Annotated in this window: 19 protein-coding genes; 12 read left to right on the top strand and 7 right to left on the bottom strand. The window is 74.3% G+C overall.

The window, feature by feature from the left end; translation table 11 throughout:
- The first annotated feature begins 38 nt into the window (after positions 1-38).
- Positions 39-1,211 carry an adenylyltransferase/sulfurtransferase MoeZ gene (gene moeZ / locus FHX39_RS12765; protein ID WP_183338969.1) on the top strand — a complete coding sequence of 391 codons (1,173 nt, stop codon included), beginning with the start codon at positions 39-41 and terminating at the stop codon, positions 1,209-1,211.
- A gap of 40 nt (positions 1,212-1,251) precedes the next feature.
- Here the strand turns inward: moeZ and FHX39_RS12760 are convergent, their stop codons facing one another.
- Together FHX39_RS12760 and FHX39_RS12755 are read right to left on the bottom strand one after the other, a co-directional pair.
- Positions 1,252-1,623 carry a UBP-type zinc finger domain-containing protein gene (locus FHX39_RS12760; RefSeq protein WP_198423383.1) on the bottom strand — a complete coding sequence of 124 codons (372 nt, stop codon included), beginning with the start codon at positions 1,621-1,623 and terminating at the stop codon, positions 1,252-1,254.
- Positions 1,624-1,674: 51 nt separating this feature from the next.
- The gene (locus FHX39_RS12755; protein ID WP_183338967.1) at positions 1,675-2,082 is read right to left on the bottom strand and encodes a VOC family protein; all 408 of its coding nucleotides are present in this window, start codon (positions 2,080-2,082) and stop codon (positions 1,675-1,677) included.
- 60 nt (positions 2,083-2,142) lie between these two features.
- Here FHX39_RS12755 and FHX39_RS12750 point away from each other — a divergent pair, with 60 nt between their 5' ends.
- Positions 2,143-3,093 (top strand): helix-turn-helix transcriptional regulator, encoded by a 951-nt coding sequence (locus FHX39_RS12750; protein ID WP_183338965.1) that lies wholly within the window; start codon positions 2,143-2,145, stop codon positions 3,091-3,093.
- Between the two features lie 84 nt (positions 3,094-3,177).
- Here the strand turns inward: FHX39_RS12750 and FHX39_RS12745 are convergent, their stop codons facing one another.
- The 3 genes from FHX39_RS12745 to FHX39_RS12735 all read right to left on the bottom strand — a co-directional run bounded on the left by FHX39_RS12745 (position 3,178) and on the right by FHX39_RS12735 (position 4,355).
- The gene (locus FHX39_RS12745) at positions 3,178-3,381 is read right to left on the bottom strand and encodes a cold-shock protein (RefSeq protein WP_183338963.1); all 204 of its coding nucleotides are present in this window, start codon (positions 3,379-3,381) and stop codon (positions 3,178-3,180) included.
- Positions 3,382-3,511: 130 nt separating this feature from the next.
- Positions 3,512-3,829 carry an MGMT family protein gene (locus FHX39_RS12740; RefSeq protein WP_183338961.1) on the bottom strand — a complete coding sequence of 106 codons (318 nt, stop codon included), beginning with the start codon at positions 3,827-3,829 and terminating at the stop codon, positions 3,512-3,514.
- A gap of 25 nt (positions 3,830-3,854) precedes the next feature.
- Entirely contained in the window at positions 3,855-4,355 is a 501-nt protein-coding gene (locus FHX39_RS12735) for a DUF427 domain-containing protein (RefSeq protein WP_183338958.1), read from the bottom strand.
- A 51-nt stretch (positions 4,356-4,406) separates the two neighbouring features.
- Here FHX39_RS12735 and FHX39_RS12730 point away from each other — a divergent pair, with 51 nt between their 5' ends.
- The 5 genes from FHX39_RS12730 to FHX39_RS22160 all read left to right on the top strand — a co-directional run bounded on the left by FHX39_RS12730 (position 4,407) and on the right by FHX39_RS22160 (position 10,194).
- The gene (locus FHX39_RS12730) at positions 4,407-5,141 is read left to right on the top strand and encodes a pirin family protein (protein WP_183338956.1); all 735 of its coding nucleotides are present in this window, start codon (positions 4,407-4,409) and stop codon (positions 5,139-5,141) included.
- Positions 5,138-6,355, top strand: a complete 1,218-nt coding sequence (serB, locus tag FHX39_RS12725) for a phosphoserine phosphatase SerB (RefSeq protein WP_332836813.1) — start codon at positions 5,138-5,140, stop codon at positions 6,353-6,355. The genes FHX39_RS12730 and serB overlap by 4 nt, the downstream gene beginning before the upstream one ends.
- Positions 6,352-7,167: a carbon-nitrogen hydrolase family protein gene (locus FHX39_RS12720; RefSeq protein WP_232530624.1), complete on the top strand. Its 816-nt coding sequence runs from the start codon at positions 6,352-6,354 to the stop codon at positions 7,165-7,167. Before serB ends, FHX39_RS12720 begins: the two co-directional genes overlap by 4 nt.
- Before the next feature lie 11 nt (positions 7,168-7,178).
- Positions 7,179-8,210 carry an NADPH:quinone reductase gene (locus FHX39_RS12715; RefSeq protein ID WP_183338954.1) on the top strand — a complete coding sequence of 344 codons (1,032 nt, stop codon included), beginning with the start codon at positions 7,179-7,181 and terminating at the stop codon, positions 8,208-8,210.
- A 76-nt stretch (positions 8,211-8,286) separates the two neighbouring features.
- A complete protein-coding gene (locus FHX39_RS22160) occupies positions 8,287-10,194 on the top strand; it encodes an outer membrane protein assembly factor BamB family protein (RefSeq protein WP_183338952.1) in 1,908 nt (635 codons plus the stop codon).
- Positions 10,195-11,817: 1,623 nt separating this feature from the next.
- On the opposite strand, the gene FHX39_RS12705 is transcribed toward FHX39_RS22160, so the two are convergent.
- Positions 11,818-12,621, bottom strand: a complete 804-nt coding sequence (locus FHX39_RS12705) for a VanZ family protein (protein ID WP_183338951.1) — start codon at positions 12,619-12,621, stop codon at positions 11,818-11,820.
- Positions 12,622-12,707: 86 nt separating this feature from the next.
- The gene (locus FHX39_RS12700; RefSeq protein WP_198423382.1) at positions 12,708-13,133 is read right to left on the bottom strand and encodes a MerR family transcriptional regulator; all 426 of its coding nucleotides are present in this window, start codon (positions 13,131-13,133) and stop codon (positions 12,708-12,710) included.
- 86 nt (positions 13,134-13,219) lie between these two features.
- Between FHX39_RS12700 and FHX39_RS12695 the strand changes: the two genes are divergently transcribed.
- The 5 genes from FHX39_RS12695 to FHX39_RS12675 all read left to right on the top strand — a co-directional run bounded on the left by FHX39_RS12695 (position 13,220) and on the right by FHX39_RS12675 (position 23,196).
- On the top strand, positions 13,220-13,933 hold the full coding sequence (locus FHX39_RS12695) for an SDR family oxidoreductase (RefSeq protein WP_183338949.1): 714 nt from the start codon (positions 13,220-13,222) through the stop codon (positions 13,931-13,933).
- 76 nt (positions 13,934-14,009) lie between these two features.
- Complete coding sequence (locus tag FHX39_RS12690) at positions 14,010-17,303, top strand: ATP-dependent helicase (RefSeq protein WP_183338947.1); 3,294 nt, start codon at positions 14,010-14,012, stop codon at positions 17,301-17,303.
- Entirely contained in the window at positions 17,300-20,716 is a 3,417-nt protein-coding gene (locus tag FHX39_RS12685; protein ID WP_183338945.1) for an ATP-dependent DNA helicase, read from the top strand. Before FHX39_RS12690 ends, FHX39_RS12685 begins: the two co-directional genes overlap by 4 nt.
- A 10-nt stretch (positions 20,717-20,726) precedes the next feature.
- Positions 20,727-21,629, top strand: a complete 903-nt coding sequence (gene nudC, locus FHX39_RS12680) for an NAD(+) diphosphatase (RefSeq protein WP_183338942.1) — start codon at positions 20,727-20,729, stop codon at positions 21,627-21,629.
- A 115-nt stretch (positions 21,630-21,744) separates the two neighbouring features.
- A complete protein-coding gene (locus FHX39_RS12675) occupies positions 21,745-23,196 on the top strand; it encodes a nucleobase:cation symporter-2 family protein (RefSeq protein WP_332836812.1) in 1,452 nt (483 codons plus the stop codon).
- Positions 23,197-23,202 lie beyond the last annotated feature (6 nt).

Raw genomic sequence — 23,202 nt, 5'->3', positions numbered from 1 at the left:
CCCGTCCGACGGGATCCCGTACGAGAGCAGGAGGAACCGTGGCTCTGCCACCGCTGGTCGAACCCGCCGCCGAGCTGACGACCGAAGAGGTCCGTCGCTACAGCCGTCATCTGATCATCCCGGACGTGGGCATGATCGGGCAGAAGCGGCTGAAGAACGCCCGCGTCCTCGTCATCGGGGCCGGCGGCCTCGGCAGCCCGGCCCTGCTGTACCTGGCCGCCGCGGGCGTGGGCACGCTGGGCATCGTCGAGTTCGACACCGTCGACGAGTCCAACCTGCAGCGCCAGATCATCCACGGGCAGTCGGACATCGGGAAGTCCAAGGCCATCTCGGCCAAGGAGTCCATCTCCGAGGTCAACCCGCTGGTGAACGTGATCGTCCACGACACGCGTCTCGACAACGACAACGTCATGGACATCTTCGCCCAGTACGACCTGATCCTCGACGGCACCGACAACTTCGCCACGCGCTACCTGGTGAACGACGCCGCCGTGCTGTCGCACAAGCCGTACGTCTGGGGCTCGATCTTCCGCTTCGAGGGCCAGGCGAGCGTCTTCTGGGACGACCACGGGCCCAACTACCGCGACCTCTACCCCGAGGCTCCGCCGCCCGGCATGGTGCCGTCGTGCGCCGAGGGCGGCGTGCTCGGCGTGCTCTGCGCGTCGATCGGCTCGATCATGGTCACCGAGGCGATCAAGCTGATCACCGGCATCGGCGAGCCGCTGATCGGTCGCCTCATGGTCTACGACGCGCTCGAGATGACGTACACGACGCTCAAGCTGCGCAAGGACCCCGACACCGCGCCGATCACCGAGCTGATCGACTACGAGGCGTTCTGCGGGGCGATCACCGACGAGGCCGCCAACGCCGTCGCCGGTCACACCATCGGTGTGCGCCAGCTGGAGGAGTGGCTCGCCGAGCGCGAGCGCGGCGAGAAGGACTTCCTCCTCGTCGACGTCCGCGAGTCCGTCGAGCGCGACATCAACGCGATCCCGGGTTCGGTGCTCATCCCCAAGGGCGACTTCCAGACCGGTGAGGCCCTCGGCCAGATGCCGCAGGACAAGCAGGTCGTCCTCTACTGCAAGACCGGCGTGCGTTCCTCGGAGGTGCTGGCGATCATCCAGGGCGCCGGCCTCGCCGACGCCGTGCACGTCGGCGGCGGCGTCAGCGCCTGGGTCAACGAGATCGACCCGAGCCAGCCCGCCTACTGAGCGAGCTCGCCCGGCAGCGACCCGCGCAGGGCGCCGACCGTCAGCGGTCGGCGTCCTGCAGCACCTGCTGCCAGTCCGACGGGACGCGTTCCTCCGGCCCGGGCGTGGTCTGGTCGGCCGGGTGCGAGCTCGGCGCGGCGAGCCGCGGGCCCTGGCCGATCGCGTCGTCCTTGTAGTCCCAGAACCAGTCCTCGCCCGGCTCGAACGACTGGATGTAGCGGTGATGCGTCGACATCGCGTGCGCGGTCGCGTGCTTGTTCAGCGAGTCGTCGCAGCAGCCGATGTGGCCGCACGTCGCGCAACGACGCAGGTGGAACCACCACGACCCGCTGGCGTCGCACTCGACGCAGCCGTCACCGCTCGGCGGTACGTCCGTGTCCACGTCGCTGTTCCACTTCACGTGCTCGGGCAAGGTTTCCTCCTGCTGACGGGTCCGGCGCGCTCACGGTACCGAGTCGGGCCCTCAACGCTCGTACGGGCTGAACTTCTCGATCGCCGCGGGCGTCACCGGGGCGAACAGGTTGACGAGGTTGCCGTCGGGGTCGCGCAGCAGCAGCGACCGGTTGCCCCACGGCATCGTGGTCGGCTCGTTGACGAACGTCGTCACCCAGGGCTGGAGCGAGGCGTACGTGGCGTCGACGTCGTCGACCAGCAGCTCGATGATCACCGACCGGTTCGCCGCGGACTCGGCCGAGCCCGCGCCGAACAGCCCGACCGTCCGGGTGCTCCCGAGGGCGAGGGTGCCGTTGGGCGTCCGGAGCTCGGCGAAGTCAGGCACCGGCCGGTCCACCGTGACGCCGGTGAGCCGGGCGTAGAAGTCGCTCAGGCGGTCGACGTCGTCGGTGATGATGCGGACGGAGACGAGGTTCATGTCGACCACGCTAGGACCGATATCGGACAGGATCCGCCCGGTATTCGCTACCTTCTTCTCGTGCCCCGACCGACCGCGCGCGTCCTCGCGCTGCTGGAGATCCTGCAGAACGGCGGCACCCGCTCGGTCGCCGACCTCGCGGACCGGCTCGGCGTCGACGAACGGACCGTGCGCCGCTACGTCACCCACCTGCTGGACCTCGACGTCCCGGTCGTCTCGGTGCGCGGCCGGTACGGCGGTTACCGCCTGGCGCCGGGCTACCGGCTCCCGCCGCTGATGCTCACCGACGACGAGGCGGTGGCGGTGCTGGTCGGGCTGGCCTCCGGGCTGCGGGCCGGTGGCGACGCGTCGGGGCTGGCCGCCGAGAGCGCGGCCGCCAAGCTCCACCGCGTGCTGCCGAAGCCGTTGGCCGCCCGGCTGGAGGCGCTGCTCGACGTCGCGGACCTGGGGGAGCCGACTCCTACGGGGCCGACGCCCGACGTCGACGTGCTGCTGGTGGTGGCGGGAGCCGTGCGCGACCGGCGCGCGCTCGACCTCGTCCACACGCGCGACGGACGGACCACCGACCGCACGGTGCTGCCGTACGGGATCGTCGCCCACGCGGGGCGGTGGTACCTCACCGGCGTCGACGTGGAGAACGACGAGCTCCGGACGTTCCGGCTGGACCGGGTCGTGACGGCACGCGCCGACTCGGGGACGTTCGACGTCCCGGACGGCTTCGACCCGCGCGCCGAGGTCCTTCGTGGCCTCGCCCGGACGCCCTGGCGGCACGCGGTGTCGGTGCTCGTGCACGCCGAGGCGGGAGCGGTCGAGTCCAGGCTGCCGCTCGGGATCGCGACCGTCGCACCGGTGCCGGAGCGAGAGGGCTGGGTGCGGGTCGAGATCCGCGCCGAGCGGCTGGACTGGGTCCCCGGGGTGCTCGCGACGCTCGACGCCGACCTCGTGGTGGAAGGTCCGGTCGAGCTCCGCGACCGCGTCCGTGACCTGGGACGCCGGCTCCTCGCCGCCTGAGCGGGCTGACTCCTCCGGGGACGGAACGCGACAGCCCCCGGCACCGAGGTGCCGGGGGCTGCTGCGTTCAGCCGGTGCGGGTCGTCAGATCGCGACGACCGCGTCCGCCTGGGGGCCCTTCGGACCCTGGGTGGTCTCGAACTCGACGCGCTGACCCTCGTCGAGGGACCGGAAGCCGCTCGTCTGGATCGCGCTGTAGTGGACGAACACGTCCGGGCCGCCGCCGTCGACGGCGATGAAGCCGAAGCCCTTCTCGGCGTTGAACCACTTGACGGTGCCTTGCGCCATGCACTTCTCCTTGTGACCTTCGACGCCGCATCCGCGACGCTCTGCTGCGACTCAGCCTGGCACACCGGCCCGGGGGTTGGGAACGGTTCGCGCCCGTCTTCGTCGACGGTCTGATTACGTCGGGTGCCGCTCAAACTGGACGGCCGGGCAGGCTCTCCGGTGCAGGTCGCCAACGGACGGACGCCAGGCGTACGCGGCCGTCATGGACCGGGACGCCCTCCTCGGCCAGCCGGCTCAGCGCGCGCTCACCCAGACCGTCCGCCGGCCGGCCGTCGGCGCGGATGACGCGCCACCAGGGGACGGCGGCACCGTGGCGCGCCAGGACGGCGCCGACCTGGCGCGGACCACCCCGCCCGACCATCTCGGCGAGGTCGCCGTACGTCGTCACCGCCCCGGGCGGCACGGCCTCGACGAGGCGCAGGACCTCCTCGGTGTAGGTGTCGTCCACCCTGCGCTCCCGCTCCGTACCGGCCTCACCAGCCCTGGGAGCCCGGCCCGCCCTTGAACGGACCGCTGACCGCGGCGGTGATCCAGCCGCCGTAGAACGTCCCGGGCTGCGGCTCGACCCGCTCCCCGTCCACCGTGCAGTAGTCCATCTGGCCGGGGTAGAGCGCGATCATCCCGCGCAGCGCGGCGTAGCGGGGCGTGGGGCTGAGGTAGGTCCAGGCCGCCCGGCGCACGACCTTGTCGCCGCCGACCACGTCGAGGTACGACGCCTCGCCCTTCCACTCGCAGTACGACGACCCGCCCGCCTCCTTCAGCGACCCGGCGATGAACGCGCTCCGCGGGAGGTAGTAGGTCGGCGGGTGAGAGGTCTCGAGGTACTGCACGCTCGTCTGCGTCTCGCAGATCTCGACCCCGCCGAGCACGACGGTGACGAGGTGGTCGACGCTCCGCAGCGCGGGCGGGCGCGGGTAGTCCCAGACCGACTCCTGGCCGGGCGCGACGGGATCGGGGACGGGACGGCTGGCCATGCGGGAAGCCTAGGCGTGGCACGCGAGCGGCAGCAGGCGATACTGACGCCCGTGGAAGGGGTCGAGGTGCGTCGCTCCGCCGACCGCTTCGCCACCGTCGCGCCCGCCACGCCGGACGCCGCCGAGGGCTGGGCCCTGACCCGCCACAGCTTCTCCTTCGGCGAGCACTACGACCCCGACCGCGTCGGCTTCGGGTCCCTCCTGGCGCTGAACGACGAGACCGTCCGCGCGGGCACGGGTTACCCGGAGCACACCCACCGCGACGTCGAGATCGTCACGTGGGTGGTCTCCGGAGAGCTGCGCCACGCGGACACCGCCCACCCGGACGACTCGGTCGCGACCATCGAGCCGGGCGAGGTGCAGGGTCTGAGCGCCGGCAGCGGCGTGACGCACGCCGAGGGCGCCGCCGCCGACGCGGACGTGCGCTTCGTGCAGACCTGGATCCGGCCCGACGCCCCCGGAGGAACGCCGTCGTACGTGGTCGGCGGCTTCAAGCCCGCGTACCTGGCGTCCACCTGGGTGGCGGCCGCGTCCGGCTCCGACCCGACGGCGGTGGTCGACCTGCGCAGCCGGGGGACCACCCTGTGGGTCACCCGCCTCGAGACCGGCGAGGAACGCACCCTGCCCGCGTCGGCCTCCGCGTACGTCCTTCTCGCCCGCGGTGCCGTGGACGTCGACGGTGTCGGGCCGCTCGACGAGGGGGACGCGCTCGAGCTCACGGTGCCCGCCCCGCTCCGGGTGGTCGCCCGCGAACCGGCCGAGATCCTCGCCTGGACCTTCGCGTGAGCGTGGTCGAGGCGGGCCACCCGCTGCTGATCCGCGTCTCCGGGCGCGACCGGCCCAGCGTCACGCGTGACCTGCTCCAGCTGCTCGGCAGCGCGGGGGCGGTGCTCGAGGACATGGAACAGCTCGTCGTGCGCGAGCGGCTCACCCTCGACGTGCTCGTCCGGCTCGACGGCGCCGACGACAGCGTCGTACGGGACGTCCTGTTCTGGGGCTTCACCCACGACATGAAGGTCGACTTCGAGCGCGTCGCCAGCACCTCGAGCCGCGCCGGCCTGATGCGGCACGCCGTGACTGTCCTGGGCCGCCCGCTCACCCCGTCGTCGCTGGCCGCGGTGGCCGAGGCGATCGCCGCCACCGGCGGCAACATCGACCGCATCGTCCGGCTGGCCACCGACCCGGTCACCGCGTACGACCTCGTCGTCATCGCCGGGGACGTCGAGGCCATGCGGCGCGAGCTCGGCGAGGTGGCGCAGGCCGAGCGGATCGACATCGCGGTCCAGGTCAACGGCCTGGAACGTCGCGCCAAGCGGCTCGTCGTCATGGACGTCGACTCGACGCTGATCATGGACGAGGTCATCGAGCTGCTCGCCGACGAGGCCGGCTGCGGGGCCGAGGTGGCGGCGACGACGGCGCGGGCGATGGCCGGCGAGCTGGACTTCGAGGGGTCGCTGCGCGAGCGCGTCCGGCTGCTCGCCGGGCTCGACGAGGCCGCGATCGACCGGGTCCGCGCCCGGATCCGGCTGACGCCGGGCGCCCGGACGTTCGTCCGCACGCTCAAGCGCCTCGGCTTCGTCGTCGGCATCGTCAGCGGCGGGTTCACGCCGTTCACCGACTTCCTGCGCGTCGACCTCGGCCTGGACCACGCCCACGCGAACACCCTCGAGGTCCGCGACGGGCGGCTGACCGGCGAGGTGCTCGGCACCGTCGTCGACCGGGCGCGTAAGGCCGAGCTGCTGGCGCAGATCGCGGCGGCGGAGGGCGTCCCGCTGTCGCAGACGGTAGCCGTCGGGGACGGCGCGAACGACCTCGACATGCTCGCCGCCGCCGGGCTCGGCATCGCCTTCAACGCCAAGCCGGTCGTCCGGGCGCAGGCCGACACCACCGTGTCGGTGCCCTACCTGGACGCGATCCTCTTCATGCTCGGCATCCGCGGCGCCGACGTCGAGCGGGTCAGCGCAGCCGAGGCGACATCCACGAGAGGGGAGCCGGCATGAGCACGTTGCGGGTGGCGCAGGCCCAGATCGCGACGGGGGCCGACCTCGACGACAACCTCCGGCAGGTCGCCGAGCAGACCGGGTGGGCCGCCGCCGCCGGCGCCCGGCTGGTCACGTTCCCGGAGGCGACGATGCGCGCGTTCGGGCTGCCGCTCGCCGAGATCGCGCAGCCCCTCGACGGACCCTGGGCGGACGGTGTGCGGGCGATCGCCGCGCGCCACGACGTCGTGGTGGTCGCCGGCATGTTCACCCCGGCAACGGACGGCCGGGTGACCAACACCCTGCTGGTGACGGGTCCCGGCGTCGAGGCGAGCTACGACAAGATCCACGTCTACGACGCCTTCGGCTACGCGGAGTCGGACGCGGTGGCGCCCGGCGACGACGTGGTCGTCGTCCGGGTCGACGGGATCGGGGTGGGGCTGGCCACCTGCTACGACGTGCGGTTCCCCGACCTGTTCACCGCGCTCGCCGACCGCGGGGCGGAGGTCGTGTGCCTGCCCAGCTCGTGGGGCGCCGGCCCCGGCAAGCTCGAGCAGTGGCAGCTCCTGACCCGCGCTCGGGCCCTGGACAGCACGTGCTTCGTCGTGGCCACCGGCCAGGCCGACCCGCTGACCGCCGGCCTCCTGCTGCCCGGCCGCGGGAACGCGCCGACCGGCATCGGGCACAGCTGCGTCGTCGGTCCGGACGGGACGGTGCTCGCCGAGCTCGGCGCCGAGGAGGACCTCGTCGTGACCGAGCTCGACCTCGACGAGGTGGCCCGCGTCCGCGCCGTGCTGCCGGTCCTGCTGAACCGGCGCCGCGACCTCGGGTAGAGACTGCCGAGATGCGCACTGTCGTCTACGCCGAGACCGGTGGTCCCGAGGTCCTGAGGCTCACCGACGAGCCCGTCCCCGAGCCCGGACCGGGCGAGCTCCGGGTGCGGGTGCTCCGATCCGGGGTCAACCCGACCGACTGGAAGTCCCGCGCCGGACGCGGTCCCGGCAGCCCGGTGGACCCGCCGCAGATCCCGGGCCAGGACGGCGCGGGCGTCGTCGAGGCCGTCGGCGAAGGGGTGCCCGCCTCGTGGCTCGGCCTGGACGTCTGGGTCTTCGAGGCCGCGTTCAAGCGCCGCTGGGGCACGACGAGCGAGCACACCCTCGTCCGGCAGACGCACCTGGCGGCGCTGCCCTCCCGCGGGGCGGAGGGGGCCCCGTACGACCTCGGCGCCGCCCTCGGCATCCCGTTCATCACCGCGCACCGGTGCCTGACGGTGCACGAGGAGGGCCCGCTGCGCCTCGGGCCGGGGACGCTGCAGGGCCGTACGGTCCTGGTCTCGGGTGGTGCGGGCGCGGTCGGCAACGCCGCCATCCAGCTCGCCCGCTGGTCCGACGCCACGATCCTCACCACGGTCAGCAGCCCCGCCAAGGGCCGGCTCGCGGCCGCCGCCGGGGCGGACCACGTGATCGACTACCGGGAGACCGACGTGCGGGCCGAGGTCCGCCGGATCGTCCCCGGCGGGGTCGACGTCGTCGTCGAGGTGAACCCGCAGGCCAACGCGGGGCTCGACGGCGGGCTGCTCGCGCCGGGCGCGGTCGTGGTGACGTACGCCGACGACGGCGGCGGGGCGGAGGTCGCGGTCCCGGTGCGGACGTCGATGGTCCGCAACGTGCGCTGGCAGTTCGTCCTCGTCTACACCCTGCCCGCCGCCGCGAAGGCGCGCGCGGTGGACGACCTCGGCGCCGCCCTGCTCGACGGCGCGATCGGGGTCGGTGACGCCCACGGCCTGCCGCTGCACCACTTCCCCCTCGAGCAGGCGGCGCAGGCGCAGGAGGCGGTCGAGCGCGGTGCGGTCGGCAAGGTGCTGATCACCCCGTGACCACCGCCTGACCCACCCGGCTGACTCACCCGCGGATGAGCGCCGGGTGGCGCTCCCGGCTGGCAGGATGACCGCCGTGAGCGCGGCGGGGGACGAGCGCTGGGCGCCGTTCCCCGTGCAGGACTGGTCGACGATGCCGGTCGACCCCCTGCTCGGCGCCGCGTACGCCCAGCACGACCCGGGCGTCGACCCGAGCTGGGGCCCGCCGGCGTCCGCGGGCCCGACGCGGCCGTGGTGGGTCCCGCTCGTCGTACTCCTCTGCCTCGGGCTCGTCGTCGGCACCGGCAGCTGGCTCGCCCGCCGGGCCCCTCAGGTCCGCACGACGGCCCTGTCGTACGTGCCCGCGGACGGCGCGGCGCTGTGGCAGCGGGTGGACCAGACGCGCGAGTCGGTCACGCAGACGAGGACGCAGGTGACCGAGTCGGCCCGGTTCGCCGGGGTCGACGGCCTGCTGAGCGGTGACGCGTTCGTCGTCACCCGGGTGCTGCACCAGGACTACGACGACCCGTCGGGCTCGCGGCTCTGGCGCGAGACCACCACGTCGGTGGACGGCGCCGGGGTCCCGAGCCAGACGACCCGCTACCACCGCGTCCGGGGCAGCGTCGAGCTCGCGGGCGAGCGGTCGGCCGACGGGACCATCACCGCGTACGAGCCCGCGCTCGTAGAGCTCCCGGCCGACGTGGGGCCGGGGTCGAAGTGGTTCGGCACCGGGACCGCCGGCGACACCGCGGACTACGCGAGCTTCTTCCAGGCGGCGGCAGGTGCGGACGGGTGCCTCGAGGTCAGCGGTCAGGTCGAGCTGACGGACCGGGGAGCGCCGCAGACCAAGCGTCGGACGTGGCTGACCCGGACGTGGTGCCCCGGGCGTGGGGTGGTCGAGGCCAGCGAGAGCGAGGGGGCCGACCGCACCTGGGAGACGGCCGTGCCCGCGCCGGACCCGGGAGCGCGCCGGACCACCGCCGACGACGTCGCGTGGACCGACCCGGCCGCCTGGAAGCCCCGGACCTGGGACACGGTGACCGTCGACGGCACCGACGAGACCCGGACGATGCTGGGCACGGTGGCGACCACCGTGCACCCCGTGCTGACCTCGTCGGGCCTGGTCGTGCGGGCCCTGCAGGCGCCGGACGACCTGGTGGCGACCACGCCCAAGACGATCGACGCCTGGACCCCGGCGTGGTCGGTCCACCCCGGCGGGACGGTGCTGAGCCTCGCGGCCTTCGGCTCGGTCGTGCTCGTGACGACCAGCGAGCGCGCGCTGGTCGCGTACTCCGACGCCGGGATGCGGCTCTGGTCGGCGGCCCTGCCCGAGATCGGCCCTAACGCCCCGGTACGCGTGTCCGGGGACGACGCCGTGGTGGTCGACCTGTCCGGGCGCGTGCTGCGCTTCGGCATCGCGGACGGCGCGGTGCGCTGGACCGGGAACGTTCCCGGTGACGTCAACCTCACACCCGCGGCCGGCAGTGGGGTCGTCGTCGTGGCCGACCGGAGGGGGACCGTCACCGCGCTCGACGCGGCGAGCGGGGCGACCCGCTGGGACCGGTCCTTCGCCGCCTCGGCCGTCGCCGTGGTCGGGGACCGGGTCCTCGTCACCGAGGACCAGAATCTCGACGGGCTCGACCCGGCGACCGGCACGACCCGTTTCCTCACGCACTTCGACGGCGGGCTCACGGCGCTCACGGGCTTCGCCGGCCGGCCGGTGGTCGCCTCCAAGGAGGCGACGCTGCTGCTGGACGCCGACGGACGGGTGACCGCCCGGCTGCCGGGCTACCTCGCGGTCGACCCCACGGCGACGCACCTCGCCGGCTGGACCTCGGACCGGCTCGACGTCGTCGGCGGCGACGGGCGCGTCGCAGCGACCTGGCCGACCCGCTCGACCTCGCTGGTGTCGAGCGAACGCCCCGGGCTCGCGACGCCGCAGGGGCTCTACCTCTTCGGCTACACCAAGGGCTGGACCTTCGACTCCTGGACCACCGGTGGCTGAGCGCCGGGCCGACGCTCGGGTGGGCCGGGCGGCCGCCTTCGTCCGCGGCGTCGTCGACCAGACCGTCGTCGGACCGGTCCAGGAGGGCCGGATCCGCGAGGACCGCTGGCCGTACGGGCTCCGGGCGGTCGTGCTGGTGGCCTACCTCGCCTTCGCCCTCGCGGGCGTCCTCGTCGTGACGTCCGGCGCGATCCGGCGCACGTCCGTCCTCGACCCCGTCGGCACCGGAGGCATCGGGCTGCCCGGCCCCGCCGTCTGGATGCTGGTCACCCTCTTCTCCTTCGGCCTCAGCCTGCTGCTGACCGCCGGGCTCCGCGCGCCGTGGTGGCTGCGGCTGCTCGCGCTCCTGGTCGTGCTCGCCGCGCTCGCCGCCTGGAGCCTGCGCACCCCGGGGACGAGCGGGTCGCTCTGGTTGCCGCTGCTGGTGCTGCTCCTGCTCGCCGGTCTCGTCGTGCTCGTGCTCGTCCGCTCCCGCCGCCCGTTCGCCTGGTGGGAGCTCGGGGCCGTCTGGGCCCTCTGCGCCGCCTGCCTGGTCATCGGGATCGTGCAGAACCGCTACTCGATCGCCTTCGGGTCGGACCAGGTGCCGCTCTTCCTCCAGTACCTCGCCCTGGTCCTCGGCTACCTCGTGCTGCCGACCGCGATGGTCGCCGGGGCGGCCGCCGCCGAGGTCTGCCTGCGGCTGACGGTCGCCGCGACCGGGCAGGCCCAGCGCCTCGCCCGGCACTGGGTCCCGTACGCGGTCCTCGGGGTCGTGGTGCTCGTGCGGGCGGTGCAGGTGGCGTTCCAGCTGGCCACCCGCGACCCGGTCACGCAGGGCTGGGACGTCGTCGTCCCGTCGCTCGTGCTCGTCGGGCTGCTGGCGGCGGTGGGCGTCGCGCTGGTACGGGTGGCGCAACGGCGGGGCGCGGGCGTCGCGGTGGACGGTCTGGGGGACGAGCTGACGGCGGTCGGGCTCCCCATCGGGGCCGCGCTGGTCCTCGTGATCCTGCCGGTGCAGCTCGCGGTGGGCGTCCTGCCCCTGGCCGCCGCGCTCGACCCGAGCGGCACCCTCCTCGGCTCCGACGTCGACCTGGGCGCGATCGTCGGCCGGCTCGTCGACCCCATCCGCGCGGTCGTCGGTCTCGGGGTGGTGCTGCTGGCGTTCCGGGCCGCCCGCCGCGGCCGGGCCACCCGGGCGCTGGTGCTCGGCACCGTCGGCGTGATGCTCCTGATGCTGGCCCGGACGCTCGTGCAGGGCCCGCAGGCCCGGGCCGGGGTCGACCCCGACGTGCTGAACCTCGTGGCGACGACGGTGGTGGTCGTCGCCGGCGTCGTCCAGCTCCTCCGACGCCGGCTGGACCGTCCGCGCGCGCTCGGCCTCGCCGGCGCCCTGACGCTCTGCGCCCTGTTCTCCAGCCGCGACTTCGTCTCCGACCCCGTCGGCGCGGTGCTCGGCTTCTCCGGCGCCGCGCTGGTCCTGTTCGGCCTGGTGTGGGACCTGTTCACCGGCTCGTCCTGGGCCAACGGCGAGAGCCGCCGCTTCGCCCGCCCGACCCGGGTGCTGCTCGTCCTCGCCAACTCGGTGACCACCATGTCCGTGCTCGCCTTCGCGGCCCTGGTTCGCGACGGCAGCACGACGATCTACCTCGACCCGTACGCCGAGCTCGGCGACCTCGTGTTCGGCACGGCCCTGCTTGCCGCGGGCGTCGTCGCCGTGCTCGCCCCGCCGAGAGGGGAGCTGGTCGCGCCCGCCCCGACCAGCCCGGATCTCGGCGCCACCGACCCGTACGCCGTCTCCGCCGGGTCGTCGACGAGCCAGCCCGCCCCGTCCTGAGCCGGTCCCGGTCCGGCTACCGCGCTACCCGGCAGGGCGAAGGGCACGAGCAGCGGTCCGACGACCGCCGCGACGAGACGGAAGCAGAGCAGCCCCAGCACGGTGCCGGTGACGTTGGCGATCAGGTCGTTGACGTCGACCGTGCGGCTCATGCCGAGCAGGACGTCCCCGACGCCCTGACCGCCCTCGATCGTGGTGCTGACCGCCAGCCCGACCAGCGCGACCGCGGGCACGGACCGGACTCGCAGGACCAGCGGCAGCAGCGCGCCCAGCGGGAGCGTCATGACGATGTTGAGCACGAACGTGGGTGCGTCGAGGGTGACGAGCGGGACCACGTTCAGCAGGCTGCGCAGCGCGACCTCGCGGCCGAAGGTCGGCGCGCCCGTCCCGAGGGTGACGTGGTCGGAGGTGCCGAAGGGGATCTGCCAGGGGAAGAACGTCACGGCCAGGACGCCGACCGCGTACGCCGTCACGACCAGCACGGTCAGCGCGCGACCCGCGGTCAGCGTGCGCCGGTGGCCGAGCGCGAGCAGCCAGACGACGACCACGCCGACCAGCAGGGGCACCAGGACGGGGCCCGCGTGGACGGCGACGACGAACGAACCAGGCACAGGGTGATCTCCTCGAGGGGCGTCAGGACGACTCCTCGAGACTGCCCGGCGGGAGCCGCCCGGACATCAGCCCTGGGGCCGCGGCCTCAGCGACCGGCGGCGACCAGGGTCGTACGGTCCTGGACCTCGGCCTCCGCCTCCGAGGTCACGCACGCGCTGGCGGAGGCGATCAGGTAGGCCAGCTGGTCACGGGTGCTGACGAGGTCGGCCACCTGCCGGTCGAGACGCTCGTGCTCCTGCTCCATCACCGCGATCGTCTCCCGGGTCGACTCCTTCGAGGGGTGGTCGACGCAGGGCAGCACGGTCGCGATCGTCGTGCTGGTCAGGCCCGCGTTGTAGAGCTGGCGCAGCAGCCGGACGCGGGCGACCGCGTCCTCGGCGTACGTCCGCTGCCCGGTCGTGGTCCGGACCGAGGTGAGCAGGCCCTGCTCCTCGTAGTAGCGCAGCGAGCGGACGCTGACGCCGGTCTGCCGGGCGAGGTCGCCGATCCGCACGTGTGACTCCGCTCTCAAGAGTTGCCCCTGACGTCAGTGTCAGGTCTTAGCGTTCGAGCCTAGCGCCGGCACGCGGCGCGCACACGACGCGAGGAAGCACACACATGAAGATCGCCGGATCGGTCGCGCTCGTCACGGGGGCCAACCGCGGACTCGGGGCCCACTTCGCCGCCCAGCTGCTCGAGCGGGGTGCCGCCAAGGTCTACGCGGCGGCGCGCAACCCGGACGCCGTCACCGTGGCGGGGGTCGAGGTCCTCGCGCTCGACCTCCTGGACCAGGCCAGCATCGACGCCGCGGTGCGGGCCGCGCCCGACGTCACCCTGCTGGTCAACAACGCCGGTGTCTCGGCCGGGCAGAACCTGGTGCGCGGCGACCAGGCCGAGGTGCGGCGGGAGATGGAGACGAACTTCTTCGGCACGCTGGCGGTCACCCGTGCGTTCGCCGACGTCCTCGCCGCCCACCGTGGTGGCGCGATCGTCAACGTCCTCTCGGCCCTGTCGTTCTTCTCCTTCCTCGGGGCCACGTCCTACTCGGCGAGCAAGGCGGCCGAGTGGAGCTTGACCGACGGGACACGGGTCGAGCTCGCGGAGCAGGGCACCCAGGTGCTCGGCCTCTACCTCGGCGGCGCCGACACCGACATGATGGCGGGCTACGACGGTCCGCTGCTCGACCCGGCCGAGGTCGTGCGGGCGGCCCTCGACGGGCTCGAGGCCGGTCAGGTCGAGGTGCTGGTCGACGACTGGAGCCGGATGACCAAGGCGGGCGTCGCCCAGGACCCCGCCGCCTTCTACGCCCAGGCGGCGGCCCTGTTCGCCTGACCCGTCGTCGGCCCGGGGGTCCCGGGGCTCGGTCGAGGCGGTTCTGTCGGAGGCCCGTGCTCGAATGGTCTCCGCCATGTACCGACTCGCCCTGACCCCCGAGGCCCTCAGCGCCGCTCCCGACCTCGACGACGCGCAGGCCGCGGTGGTCGCCCACGCCGGCGGCCCGCTCCTGGTGCTCGCCGGGCCGGGGACCGGCAAGACGACGACGCTCGTGGAGTCGGTGGTCGACCGGATCGACCGCCGCGGTGCGGCCCCGGACTCGGTGCTGGTCCTGACCTTCTCGCGGCGGGCGGCCGCCGACCTGCGCACCCGGATCGCCGGCCGCCTGGGCAAGACCGTGGTGACGCCGGCGGCGATGACGTTCCACGCGTTCTGCTACGCGCTGGTGCGCCGCTTCGCCGACCGGCTGGGCCTCGCCGGCCCCGTGCCGGAGTCGGGCAGCGGGCCGGGGGCGGCGTACGGGTCGGGCGTGCGGCTGCTGACCGGGCCGGAGCAGGACTTCCGGGTGCGCGAGGTCCTGCAGGGCAGCGAGGAGGTGGGGCACGACGCGTGGCCGACGTCGTTGGCCGACGCCTTCGAGACCCGCGCCTTCGCCGGGCAGGTCCGGTCGGTCCTGGCCAAGGCGCGCCAGCTCGGGATGGACCCGGTCGACGTGCTCGAGGCCGGCGAGGCGGCCGGGCGCGAGGACTGGGTGCGCGTCGGGCAGTTCTTCGAGGAGTACCTGGACGTCCTCGACGCCGAGGGGGTGCTCGACTACGGCGAGCTCGTCCACCGCAGCCGCATCCTGCTCGCCGACCCGGAGGTCGTCGCGACGCTGCGCAGCGAGATCGGTGCTGTGTTCGTGGACGAGTACCAGGACACCGACCCGGCCCAGGTCAGCCTGCTGCAGGCCCTGGCGGGCGACGGGCGCGACGTCGTCGCCGTGGGCGACCCGGACCAGTCGATCTACGCGTTCCGGGGCGCAGAGGCCCGCGGCATCCTCGACTTCCCGCGCCGGTTCCGCACCGCGGCGGGGGAGCCCGCGCCGGTCCTGGCCCTGGGCACGGCCCGCCGCTTCGGCCCGGCCCTGCTGGCCGTCAGCCGGAACGTCGCTCGCCGCCTGCCCGTCCCGCCGGCCCTGCCGCGCGACGTCTTCGAGGCGTTCCGCAACCCGACGCCAGACGGTTCCGCGCCGCGGGGCCGCGTCGAGGTCATCACCTGCAGCAGCCCGGGCGCCGAGGCCGAGCACGTCGCCGACCTGCTCCGGACCGCGCACCTGCGCGACGGCCTGGCCTGGAGCCAGATGGCGGTGCTCGTCCGTTCCGGGCGCCAGACCATCCCGGCGCTGACCCGGGCCCTGGTCGCGGCCGGGGTGCCGGTCGAGGTGGCCGGCGACGAGATCCCGCTCGCCGCCGACCCCGCCGTACGCCCCCTGCTGCTCGCCCTGCGCGTGGCCACCGGGGGCCGGCAGGCCGGGCCGGAGGAGGCGCAGCTGCTGCTGAGCTCGCCGCTCGGCGGGCTCGACTCGATGGCGACGCGGCTGCTGGGCCGTGCGCTGCGGGCGGCCGAGCGGGCCGAGCTCGGCGGGCTGGACATGCCCCGGCCCTCGCCCGAGCTGCTGGCCGCCGCGCTGCACGACCCCGACCTGCTCGAGGCCTGCGCGCCCGGTCCAGCGGTCGACGCGGCGGTCCGGCTCGCCGCGCTGCTGCGGACCTGCGCGGGGATCGTCCGGTCCGGCGGCACGGCCGAGGAGGCCCTGTGGAGCCTGTGGTCGGGCACGGACTGGCCCGACACCCTCCAACGCGTGGCGGCCGGCGGCGGCGAGTCCTCCAGGCGGGCCGACCGCGACCTCGACGCGGTCTGCGCCCTGTTCGACGTGGCCGCCCGCTCCGAGGAGATCTCCGGGCTCCGCGGCGTCTCGGGCTTCCTCGCCGAGGTCGAGGGGCAGCAGATCCCCGCCGACACCTGGCGCGAGGCCGACCTGCGCGGGACCGGCGTCCGGGTCCTCACCGCCCACCGGTCCAAGGGCCTGGAGTGGGACCTCGTCGTCGTGGCGAGCGTGCAGGAGGGCCGCTGGCCCGACGTCCGGCGGCGCGGGTCGCTCCTCGACGCCGACCGGCTCGGTCGGCACGGCCTGGCCGAGCCCGTGCCGACCGCGGTCCGGGTCGCCGAGGAACGTCGCCTCTTCTACGTCGCCTGCACCCGCGCGCGCTCGCGCCTGGTCGTCACCGCCGTCGCCGGGACGGAGGGGGAGGGCGACCAGCCGTCGCGCTTCCTCGACGAGCTCGGCGTGCCCGCCACGCCCCGGCCGGGCCGCCCGCGCCGGCCGCTGACCCTCGCCGCGCTCGTGGGCGAGCTGCGGCGGACGAGCGTCGACCCCGACGCGACCCCCGAGCTGCGCGACCAGGCGACGCTGCGCCTGGCCCGGCTCGCCGACGCGGCCGACGCCGAGGGGCGGCCGCTCGTCCCCGCCGCGTCGCCGACGACCTGGTGGGGGATGCGCGCCCTCAGCGAGGCCGGCACGCCCGTCGTCGACCCCCGCAAGCCCGTCGCGATGTCGGGCAGCCAGCTGGGCGACGTGCTCGCCTGCCCGCGGCAGTGGTTCCTCAACCGGCAGGCCAGCGCGGGCACCACCCGCAACAGCGCCGCCAGCTTCGGCTCGGTCGTCCACGTCCTGGCCCAGCACAGCGCGGGCGTCCCGCTGGAGCCCGAGCAACGTTCCGCCTACCTCGAGAGCGTCTGGGACCAGATCGCCTTCGACGCCAACTGGCTCTCCGCGGTCGAGCGGGCCGAGGCGGAGGACGCGCTCGACCGCTTCGTCGTCTGGCAGGAGGCGCGCGGCCACCTCGAGCTGCTGGGCACGGAGGTCCCGTTCCGCTGCGAGGTCGACGCGGGCGGGCGCCGTGTCCTGCTCACCGGCACGGCCGACCGGGTCGAGCGCGAGCGTGACGGCCGGGTCCGGATCGTCGACTTCAAGACGGGGCGTACGGCTCCCGCCGCGGCCGACGTCGCCGTGCAGGACCAGCTCGGCGTCTACCAGCTCGCGGTCGCGCAGGGCGCCTTCGCCGACGTGGCCGGGCCGGGCGCGCGACCGTCGGGGGCGGAGCTGGTCTACCTGCGCCTGCCCGAGAAGCAGACGGGCTTCCCGCAGGTCTTCACCCAGGCGTCGCTGGACGATGTGCCGTTCCCGCTCCGGGCCGGTTCGGAGGGTGACGGGCCCGACCCGGAGGCGGAGGGCTGCGCGACGTGGGTGCACCAGCGGCTCCGTGACGCGGCCGAGCTGATCGCGGCCGAGCGCTTCGACGCGCGGGTGGGTCCGGCGTGCCGCTGGTGCGCGTTCAAGGCCAGCTGCCCGACGCAGGCCGTCGGCCGGCAGGTGGTCGCATGAGCGTCCGTGCGCTCACCCCGGTGCCGGGCACGCCCCGGCTGCGGACGCCGGCCGACCTGGTCGAGGCGCTGGGCCTGCCGTTCTCCGCCCAGCAGCTCGCGGCCATCACCGCACCGCTCGAGCCGGGCGTCATCATCGCCGGTGCCGGGTCGGGCAAGACGACCGTGATGGCGGCCCGCGTGGTGTGGCTGGTCGGCACCGGCCGGGTGCGCCCGGAGGAGGTGCTCGGCCTCACCTTCACCCGCAAGGCCGCCGCCGAGCTCTCCACCCGCGTGCGGACCGCTCTGGTCGCCGCCGGGGTCGTGGACGACCGGTCCGTCGACGAGTCGGGCGAGCAGGTGGTCATGACGTACGACGCCTTCGCCGCCCGGCTGGTGTCGGAGCACGGGCTGCGGCTGGGCTACGAGGCCGACCCGACGATGGTCAGCGGAGCCACCCGGTTCCGCCTCGCGGCCCGCGTGGTGGCCGCGGCGGCCGGCCCGTTCGAGTTCCTGTCGCGGCTGCGCCCGGCGAGCGTGACCGAGCGGGTCCTCAAGCTCGACGCCGACCTCACCTCGCACCTGGTGAGCGTCGACGCCCTCGACGCGCACGCCCGCGACCTGCTGATCGGGTGGGACTCGGCGCCGCTCAACAACCGCGGCAACGTCTACGTCGACGTCAAGAAGGCCCGGATCGCCGTGCAGGAGCGGCTCGAGCTGGCCAGCCTCGTGCGCGACTACCAGGCGCTGAAGACCCGGCTCGGCGTCGTCGAGTTCGCCGACCAGATGGCCATCGCCGCCCGGCTGGCCACCGAGGTGCCGCAGGTCGGCACCGACCTGCGGTCGGCGTTCCGGGTCGTGCTCCTCGACGAGTACCAGGACACGTCCGCCGCCCAGGCGGGGATGCTGCGCGGGCTGTTCTCGGGCTTCGCCCCCGAGGACGGGCTCGGGCACGCGGTCACCGCCGTGGGCGACCCGTTCCAGGCGATCTACGGCTGGCGGGGGGCGGCGGCCAGCAACATCACGACGTTCGCGGACACGTTCCGCCGGACCGACGGCCACCCGGCGGAGCGCTACGCGCTGACGGTCAACCGCCGCAGCGGACCGACCATCCTCGACGTCGCCAACGTGCTCAGCCGCCCCCTGCGGGCCGGTCAGGCGACGGCCGGGGTGTCGGCGCAGGAGTCGGACGACGTCGCCAGCGGCCTCGGGCTGCTCCAGGCCCCGCCCGGGACGGCGCCCGCCGAGGTCGCGTCGGCCACGTTCACCTCGTGGCCCGAGGAGGTCACCTGGGTGGCCGACCGGATCGTCGAGGCCCGCCGGCGGGGAACCGTCGAGCACTGGGCCGACATCGCGGTCCTGACGCGCCGCAACGCCGACATCGGCCCGCTCTACGCCGAGCTGACGTCGCGCGAGGTCCCCGTCGAGATCGTCGGGCTCGGCGGGCTGCTCGGCCTGCCCGAGGTCATGGACGTCACCGCCACGCTCCGGCTCGTCGACGACGTGACGGCCAACCCCGACCTCGTCCGGCTCCTGACGGGGTCGCGCTGGCGGCTCGGGCCCCGCGACCTCGCCCTGCTGGGGCGTCGGGCCCGCGAGCTGGCGCGGGCCGCCCTCGGTCGTGACGACCACCCCGGGGCGACCTCCGACCGGGCGGTCGGCAGTCAGGTCCCCGACCCCGCCCAGGTGCGGTCGGCCCTCGTCGACGCGGTCGCCGACCTCGACCCGACCGAGGTCGTGAGCCTGCTCGACGCCCTCGAGGACCCGGGCGACGCGCCGTACTCGCTCCCCGCCCGGCGCCGCTTCACCCGCGTCGCGAGCGAGCTGGCCAACCTGCGCCGCCACCCTGACGAGCCGGTGCTCGACCTCACCCGGCGGGTCGTGACGACCCTCGGCCTCGACGTCGAGCTCGTCGCCACCCCCGAGCTGGAGCGGACCAACCGCCGCGACCAGCTCGGCGCGTTCCTGGACGCTGTCGCCGACTACGTCGACGTCGACGGGGACGCGTCGCTGTCCGGGCTCCTGGCCTGGCTGCAGGCCGAGCTCGACTCGGGCACCGGCCTGGAGCAGGCCGTCCCGTCGGACCGCGAGGCGGTCAAGCTGCTCACCATCCACAAGGCCAAGGGCCTGGAGTGGGAGATGGTCTTCCTGCCCGGGCTGGTCGAGGGCGTGTTCCCGAGCGAGCGGGTCAGCGACAACTGGGTCAGCGCGGCCGCCGCCCTGCCGGCCGACCTGCGCGGCGACGCGGGCTCGATCCCGCAGCTGATGGACACGAGCAACGCGGCCATCACCGACTACAAGGCCGCCCTCAAGGCGCAGCAGCTGCTCTCGGAGGACCGGCTCGCGTACGTCGCCGTCACCCGCGCGCGCGCGGTGCTGGTCGGCAGCGGCCACTGGTGGCGTCCCGACCTGGTCCGCCCCCGTGTCGCGTCGTCGTACCTGCGCGCGATCGCCGCCGAGGCCGAGCGGCAGGACCGGGTGCTGGCCACGGCCGAGGCGCCGGGCAAGGACAACCCGCTGGTCACCGACGCCGCCCCGACGCCGTGGCCGCAGCCGCTCGACCCCGACGCCCTGGCGCGACGCCAGGAGGCGGCGGCGTCGGTCGAGGCGGCACGGGCGCGGTTCGCCGAGACGGGCGCGTACGCGGAGACGGGCTCGGCCCCGCTCATGCTCGACCTGGAGGGCGAGGTCGCGGCCTGGGACGCCGACCTCGACCGGCTGCTGCGCGAGGCCCGGGAGTCACGTTCCGGGGACCGGACGGTCGAGCTGCCCGCGAGCCTGGCCGCGACCGCGCTGCTCCGGCTGCGGGCCGACCCGGACGCGTTCGCCGCGTCGCTCGCCCGCCCCATGCCGACGGCCCCGTCGCGGTCGGCGCGGTCGGGCACCCGCTTCCACACGTTCGTGGAGCAGTGGTTCGGGGAGCGGCTGACGCACGGCGGGCTCGGCCAGCAGGCGCTCGTCGACCCCGACGACCTCGCCGACCGCGCGGACGCGGACGGCCCCGACGAGGCCGATCTGCGCGCGGTCTGCGACGCCTTCACGCGGGGGCGCTTCGCCTCGCGGGTCCCGTACGCGGTCGAGGCGCCCGTCTCGCTCGCGCTCGCCGGCCGGCTGGTGCGCGGACGGATCGACGCGGTGTACGCGGCCGACGAGGGCGCGGGCTTCCCGGTCGAGGTGCCGCCGGGGACGAAGTTCCTGGTCGTGGACTGGAAGACGGGACGCGCCGACAGCGGGGACCCGCTCCAGCTGGCGATCTACCGCCTGGCCTGGGCCGAGGCCACCGGGGTCGGGGTGGACGAGGTCGCCGCGGTCTTCGTGCACGTGCGCGACGACACCGTCGTCGTCCCGCGGCGGCTGGCGGGCCGGACCGAGCTCGAGCGGCTGCTCGAGCCGGACCGGGCGGACGCACCAGACCCGGCAGCGCGGACCCAGTAATCTCGGACCGGTGATCCCCGAGGCCCCACCCGCTTGGTCCGACGAGCTCAGCGGGGTGGCGTGGTCCGTCGCCAGCTCGCTCGACCGGGTCGGTCACCACCGGCGTTCCGCGGAGTGGGTCGCCCAGCTCTGGCGCTCTCCGGACGCCCGGCTGCTCAAGCTCGACGCCGAGGCCAGCTTCACCGTCCTGGCCGACGGCTCGCTGCGGCTGGTCAAGCCGTTCGTGGACCACGACCCCCAGCGGCACCTCCTCCTCGGCCTCGTCGAGGGGGCGCCGGTGTTCGCGGTGCAGGCCGTCGTCGACGGCGAGGTCCGTAGCCTGCGCGAGGTCGGCGGCTCGCTGTCCGACGTCGAGCGTGACGTTGCCGCCGCGGCCACCGCGCTGATCCGCTGGCACCAGATGGAACCGCTGTGCCCGCGCTGCGGTGGGGAGACGCGCGTCGTGGACGGCGGCTACGCCCGCCACTGCGCGGCGTGCGACGAGCAGCACTTCCCGCGGACCGACCCGGCCGTCATCGTGGCCGTCGTCGACGTCGACGACCGGATCCTGCTCGGACGCCAGGCGTCCTGGGGGCACCGGGTCTCGGTCCTGGCCGGCTTCGTCGAGGCGGGGGAGTCGCTGGAGCAGACGATCCACCGCGAGATCGCCGAGGAGGTCGACGTCACGCTCGACCGGATCCGCTACTTCGGCAGCCAGCCCTGGTCGTTCCCGCGCTCGCTGATGACCGGCTTCTTCGCCCGCGCGTCGTCGACCGCGGTGTGCGTCGACGCCGACGAGATCGCCTGGGCCGGCTGGTTCACCCGCGACGAGCTCACCGCCCAGCTCGAGGCCGGCACCATCGGGCTGCCCGGGCCGAGCTCCATCGCCCACCGGCTCATCGCCACCTGGCGCTCCGAGCCCACGGTCTGGTGAGCACGGTCTGGTGAGCACGGTCTGGTGAGCACGGTCTGGTGAACGCAGGCGGCGTTTAACGGACTCGCAACCTGGGGCTGCGCGGGCCGCAACACGGCACTCGTAATTTTCTGCCGTGACCGCCACCGCCACCCGGACAGACGAGCCGTCGAACGACGTCCACCCCGTCGACCGGGTCCCGCCGCTCTCGCGGCTGGCTCCGCTCGGCCTGCAGCACGTCCTCGCCATGTACGCCGGCGCCGTCGCCGTGCCGCTCGTGGTCGGCGGTGCCATGATCTCGGCCGGCAAGCTGTCGCCGGGCGACCTGCCCTTCCTGATCAGCGCCGACCTCTTCGTCGCCGGCATCGCGAGCATCATCCAGTCGGTCGGCTTCTGGCGCTTCGGCGTGCGGCTGCCGATGATGCAGGGCTGCACGTTCGCCGCCGTCGGACCGATGATCGCCATCGGCAGCCAGTACGGCGTGACCGCGATCTACGCGTCGGTGATCATCTCCGGGCTCTTCATGATCCTGGTCGCGTCGGTCTTCTCCCAGCTGCTCCGGTTCTTCCCACCGCTGGTCACCGGCACGATCATCCTGATCATCGGGGTGTCGCTCACCGCCGTCGCGGCCGGTTGGGTGGGCGGGGGATCGGCCAGCCCCTCGTACGGGTCACCCGGGAACGTCGGGCTCGCGTTCTTCACCCTGGTCGTCATCCTGGCCGTGGAGCGCTTCGCCCCGCCGGTGCTGCAGCGGCTGTCGATCCTGCTCGGGCTGGTGATCGGCACGCTGGTCGCCATCCCCTTCGGCTTCGCCGACTTCAGCGGTGCGGCTCAGGAGAGCTGGTTCGGCTTCCCGGCGCCGTTCCACTTCGGGCTGCCGGACTTCAGCGTCGGGCTCCTCGCCGCGTACTTCTCCATGATCATCGTGGCCCTCGTGATCATGACCGAGACGACCGGCGACATGCTGGCCATCGGCGAGATCGTCGACAAGCCGCTGTCGCGCCGCCAGCTCGCCGACGGCATCCGGGCCGACGGGCTGTCGACGATGATCGGCGGGGTCTTCAACACGTTCCCCTACACCGCGTTCGCGCAGAACGTCGGGCTGGTGTCGCTGAGCGGCGTGCGCTCCCGCTACGTCGCCACCTTCGCGGGCGGGGTGCTGATCGTCCTCGGGCTCATCCCCAAGCTGGGCGGCGTGGTCGAGGGCATCCCGCAGGCCGTGCTGGGCGGGGCGGGCATCGCCCTGTTCGGCATGGTCGCGGCGAGCGGCGTCCGCACCCTCGGCAAGGTCCAGCTCAACAACGCCAACATCCTGGTCATCGCGATCTCGCTGGCCGTGGGGCTGCTGCCGACCGTGGCGGTCACCAGCGGCCAGGGCGAGGCGCTGCACGTCTTCGGCCAGCTGCCGGAGGGCCTGCAGATCGTGGTGAACTCCGGCATCTCCGCTGGCGCGATCACCGCGATCCTGCTCAACCTGGTCTTCAACAGCCGCGCGATGCAGCGGCGCCACGGGACCGAGGACGAGGGCTACGCGGCCTTCGACGCGGTGCGTTCCGCGGCGACCGACGTCACCCCGCCGAAGGCGTAGCCGGGC

Source organism: Microlunatus antarcticus, from assembly GCF_014193425.1.
Taxonomy (GTDB): domain Bacteria; phylum Actinomycetota; class Actinomycetes; order Propionibacteriales; family Propionibacteriaceae; genus Microlunatus; species Microlunatus antarcticus.
This window is presented reverse-complemented; position numbering and strand designations above follow the sequence as displayed.

Bases quoted from the DNA above. Each gene is read 5' to 3' on its own strand.
- FHX39_RS12755 (WP_183338967.1), bottom strand. From the start codon at position 2,082: ATGAACCTCGTCTCCGTCCGCATCATCACCGACGACGTCGACCGCCTG.
- FHX39_RS12745 (WP_183338963.1), bottom strand. From the start codon at position 3,381: ATGGCGCAAGGCACCGTCAAGTGGTTCAACGCCGAGAAGGGCTTCGGC.
- FHX39_RS12735 (WP_183338958.1), bottom strand. From the start codon at position 4,355: ATGGCCAGCCGTCCCGTCCCCGATCCCGTCGCGCCCGGCCAGGAGTCG.
- FHX39_RS12720 (WP_232530624.1), top strand. From the start codon at position 6,352: ATGAGCACGTTGCGGGTGGCGCAGGCCCAGATCGCGACGGGGGCCGAC.
- FHX39_RS12715 (WP_183338954.1), top strand. From the start codon at position 7,179: ATGCGCACTGTCGTCTACGCCGAGACCGGTGGTCCCGAGGTCCTGAGG.
- FHX39_RS12695 (WP_183338949.1), top strand. From the start codon at position 13,220: ATGAAGATCGCCGGATCGGTCGCGCTCGTCACGGGGGCCAACCGCGGA.
- FHX39_RS12690 (WP_183338947.1), top strand. From the start codon at position 14,010: ATGTACCGACTCGCCCTGACCCCCGAGGCCCTCAGCGCCGCTCCCGAC.
- FHX39_RS12685 (WP_183338945.1), top strand. From the start codon at position 17,300: ATGAGCGTCCGTGCGCTCACCCCGGTGCCGGGCACGCCCCGGCTGCGG.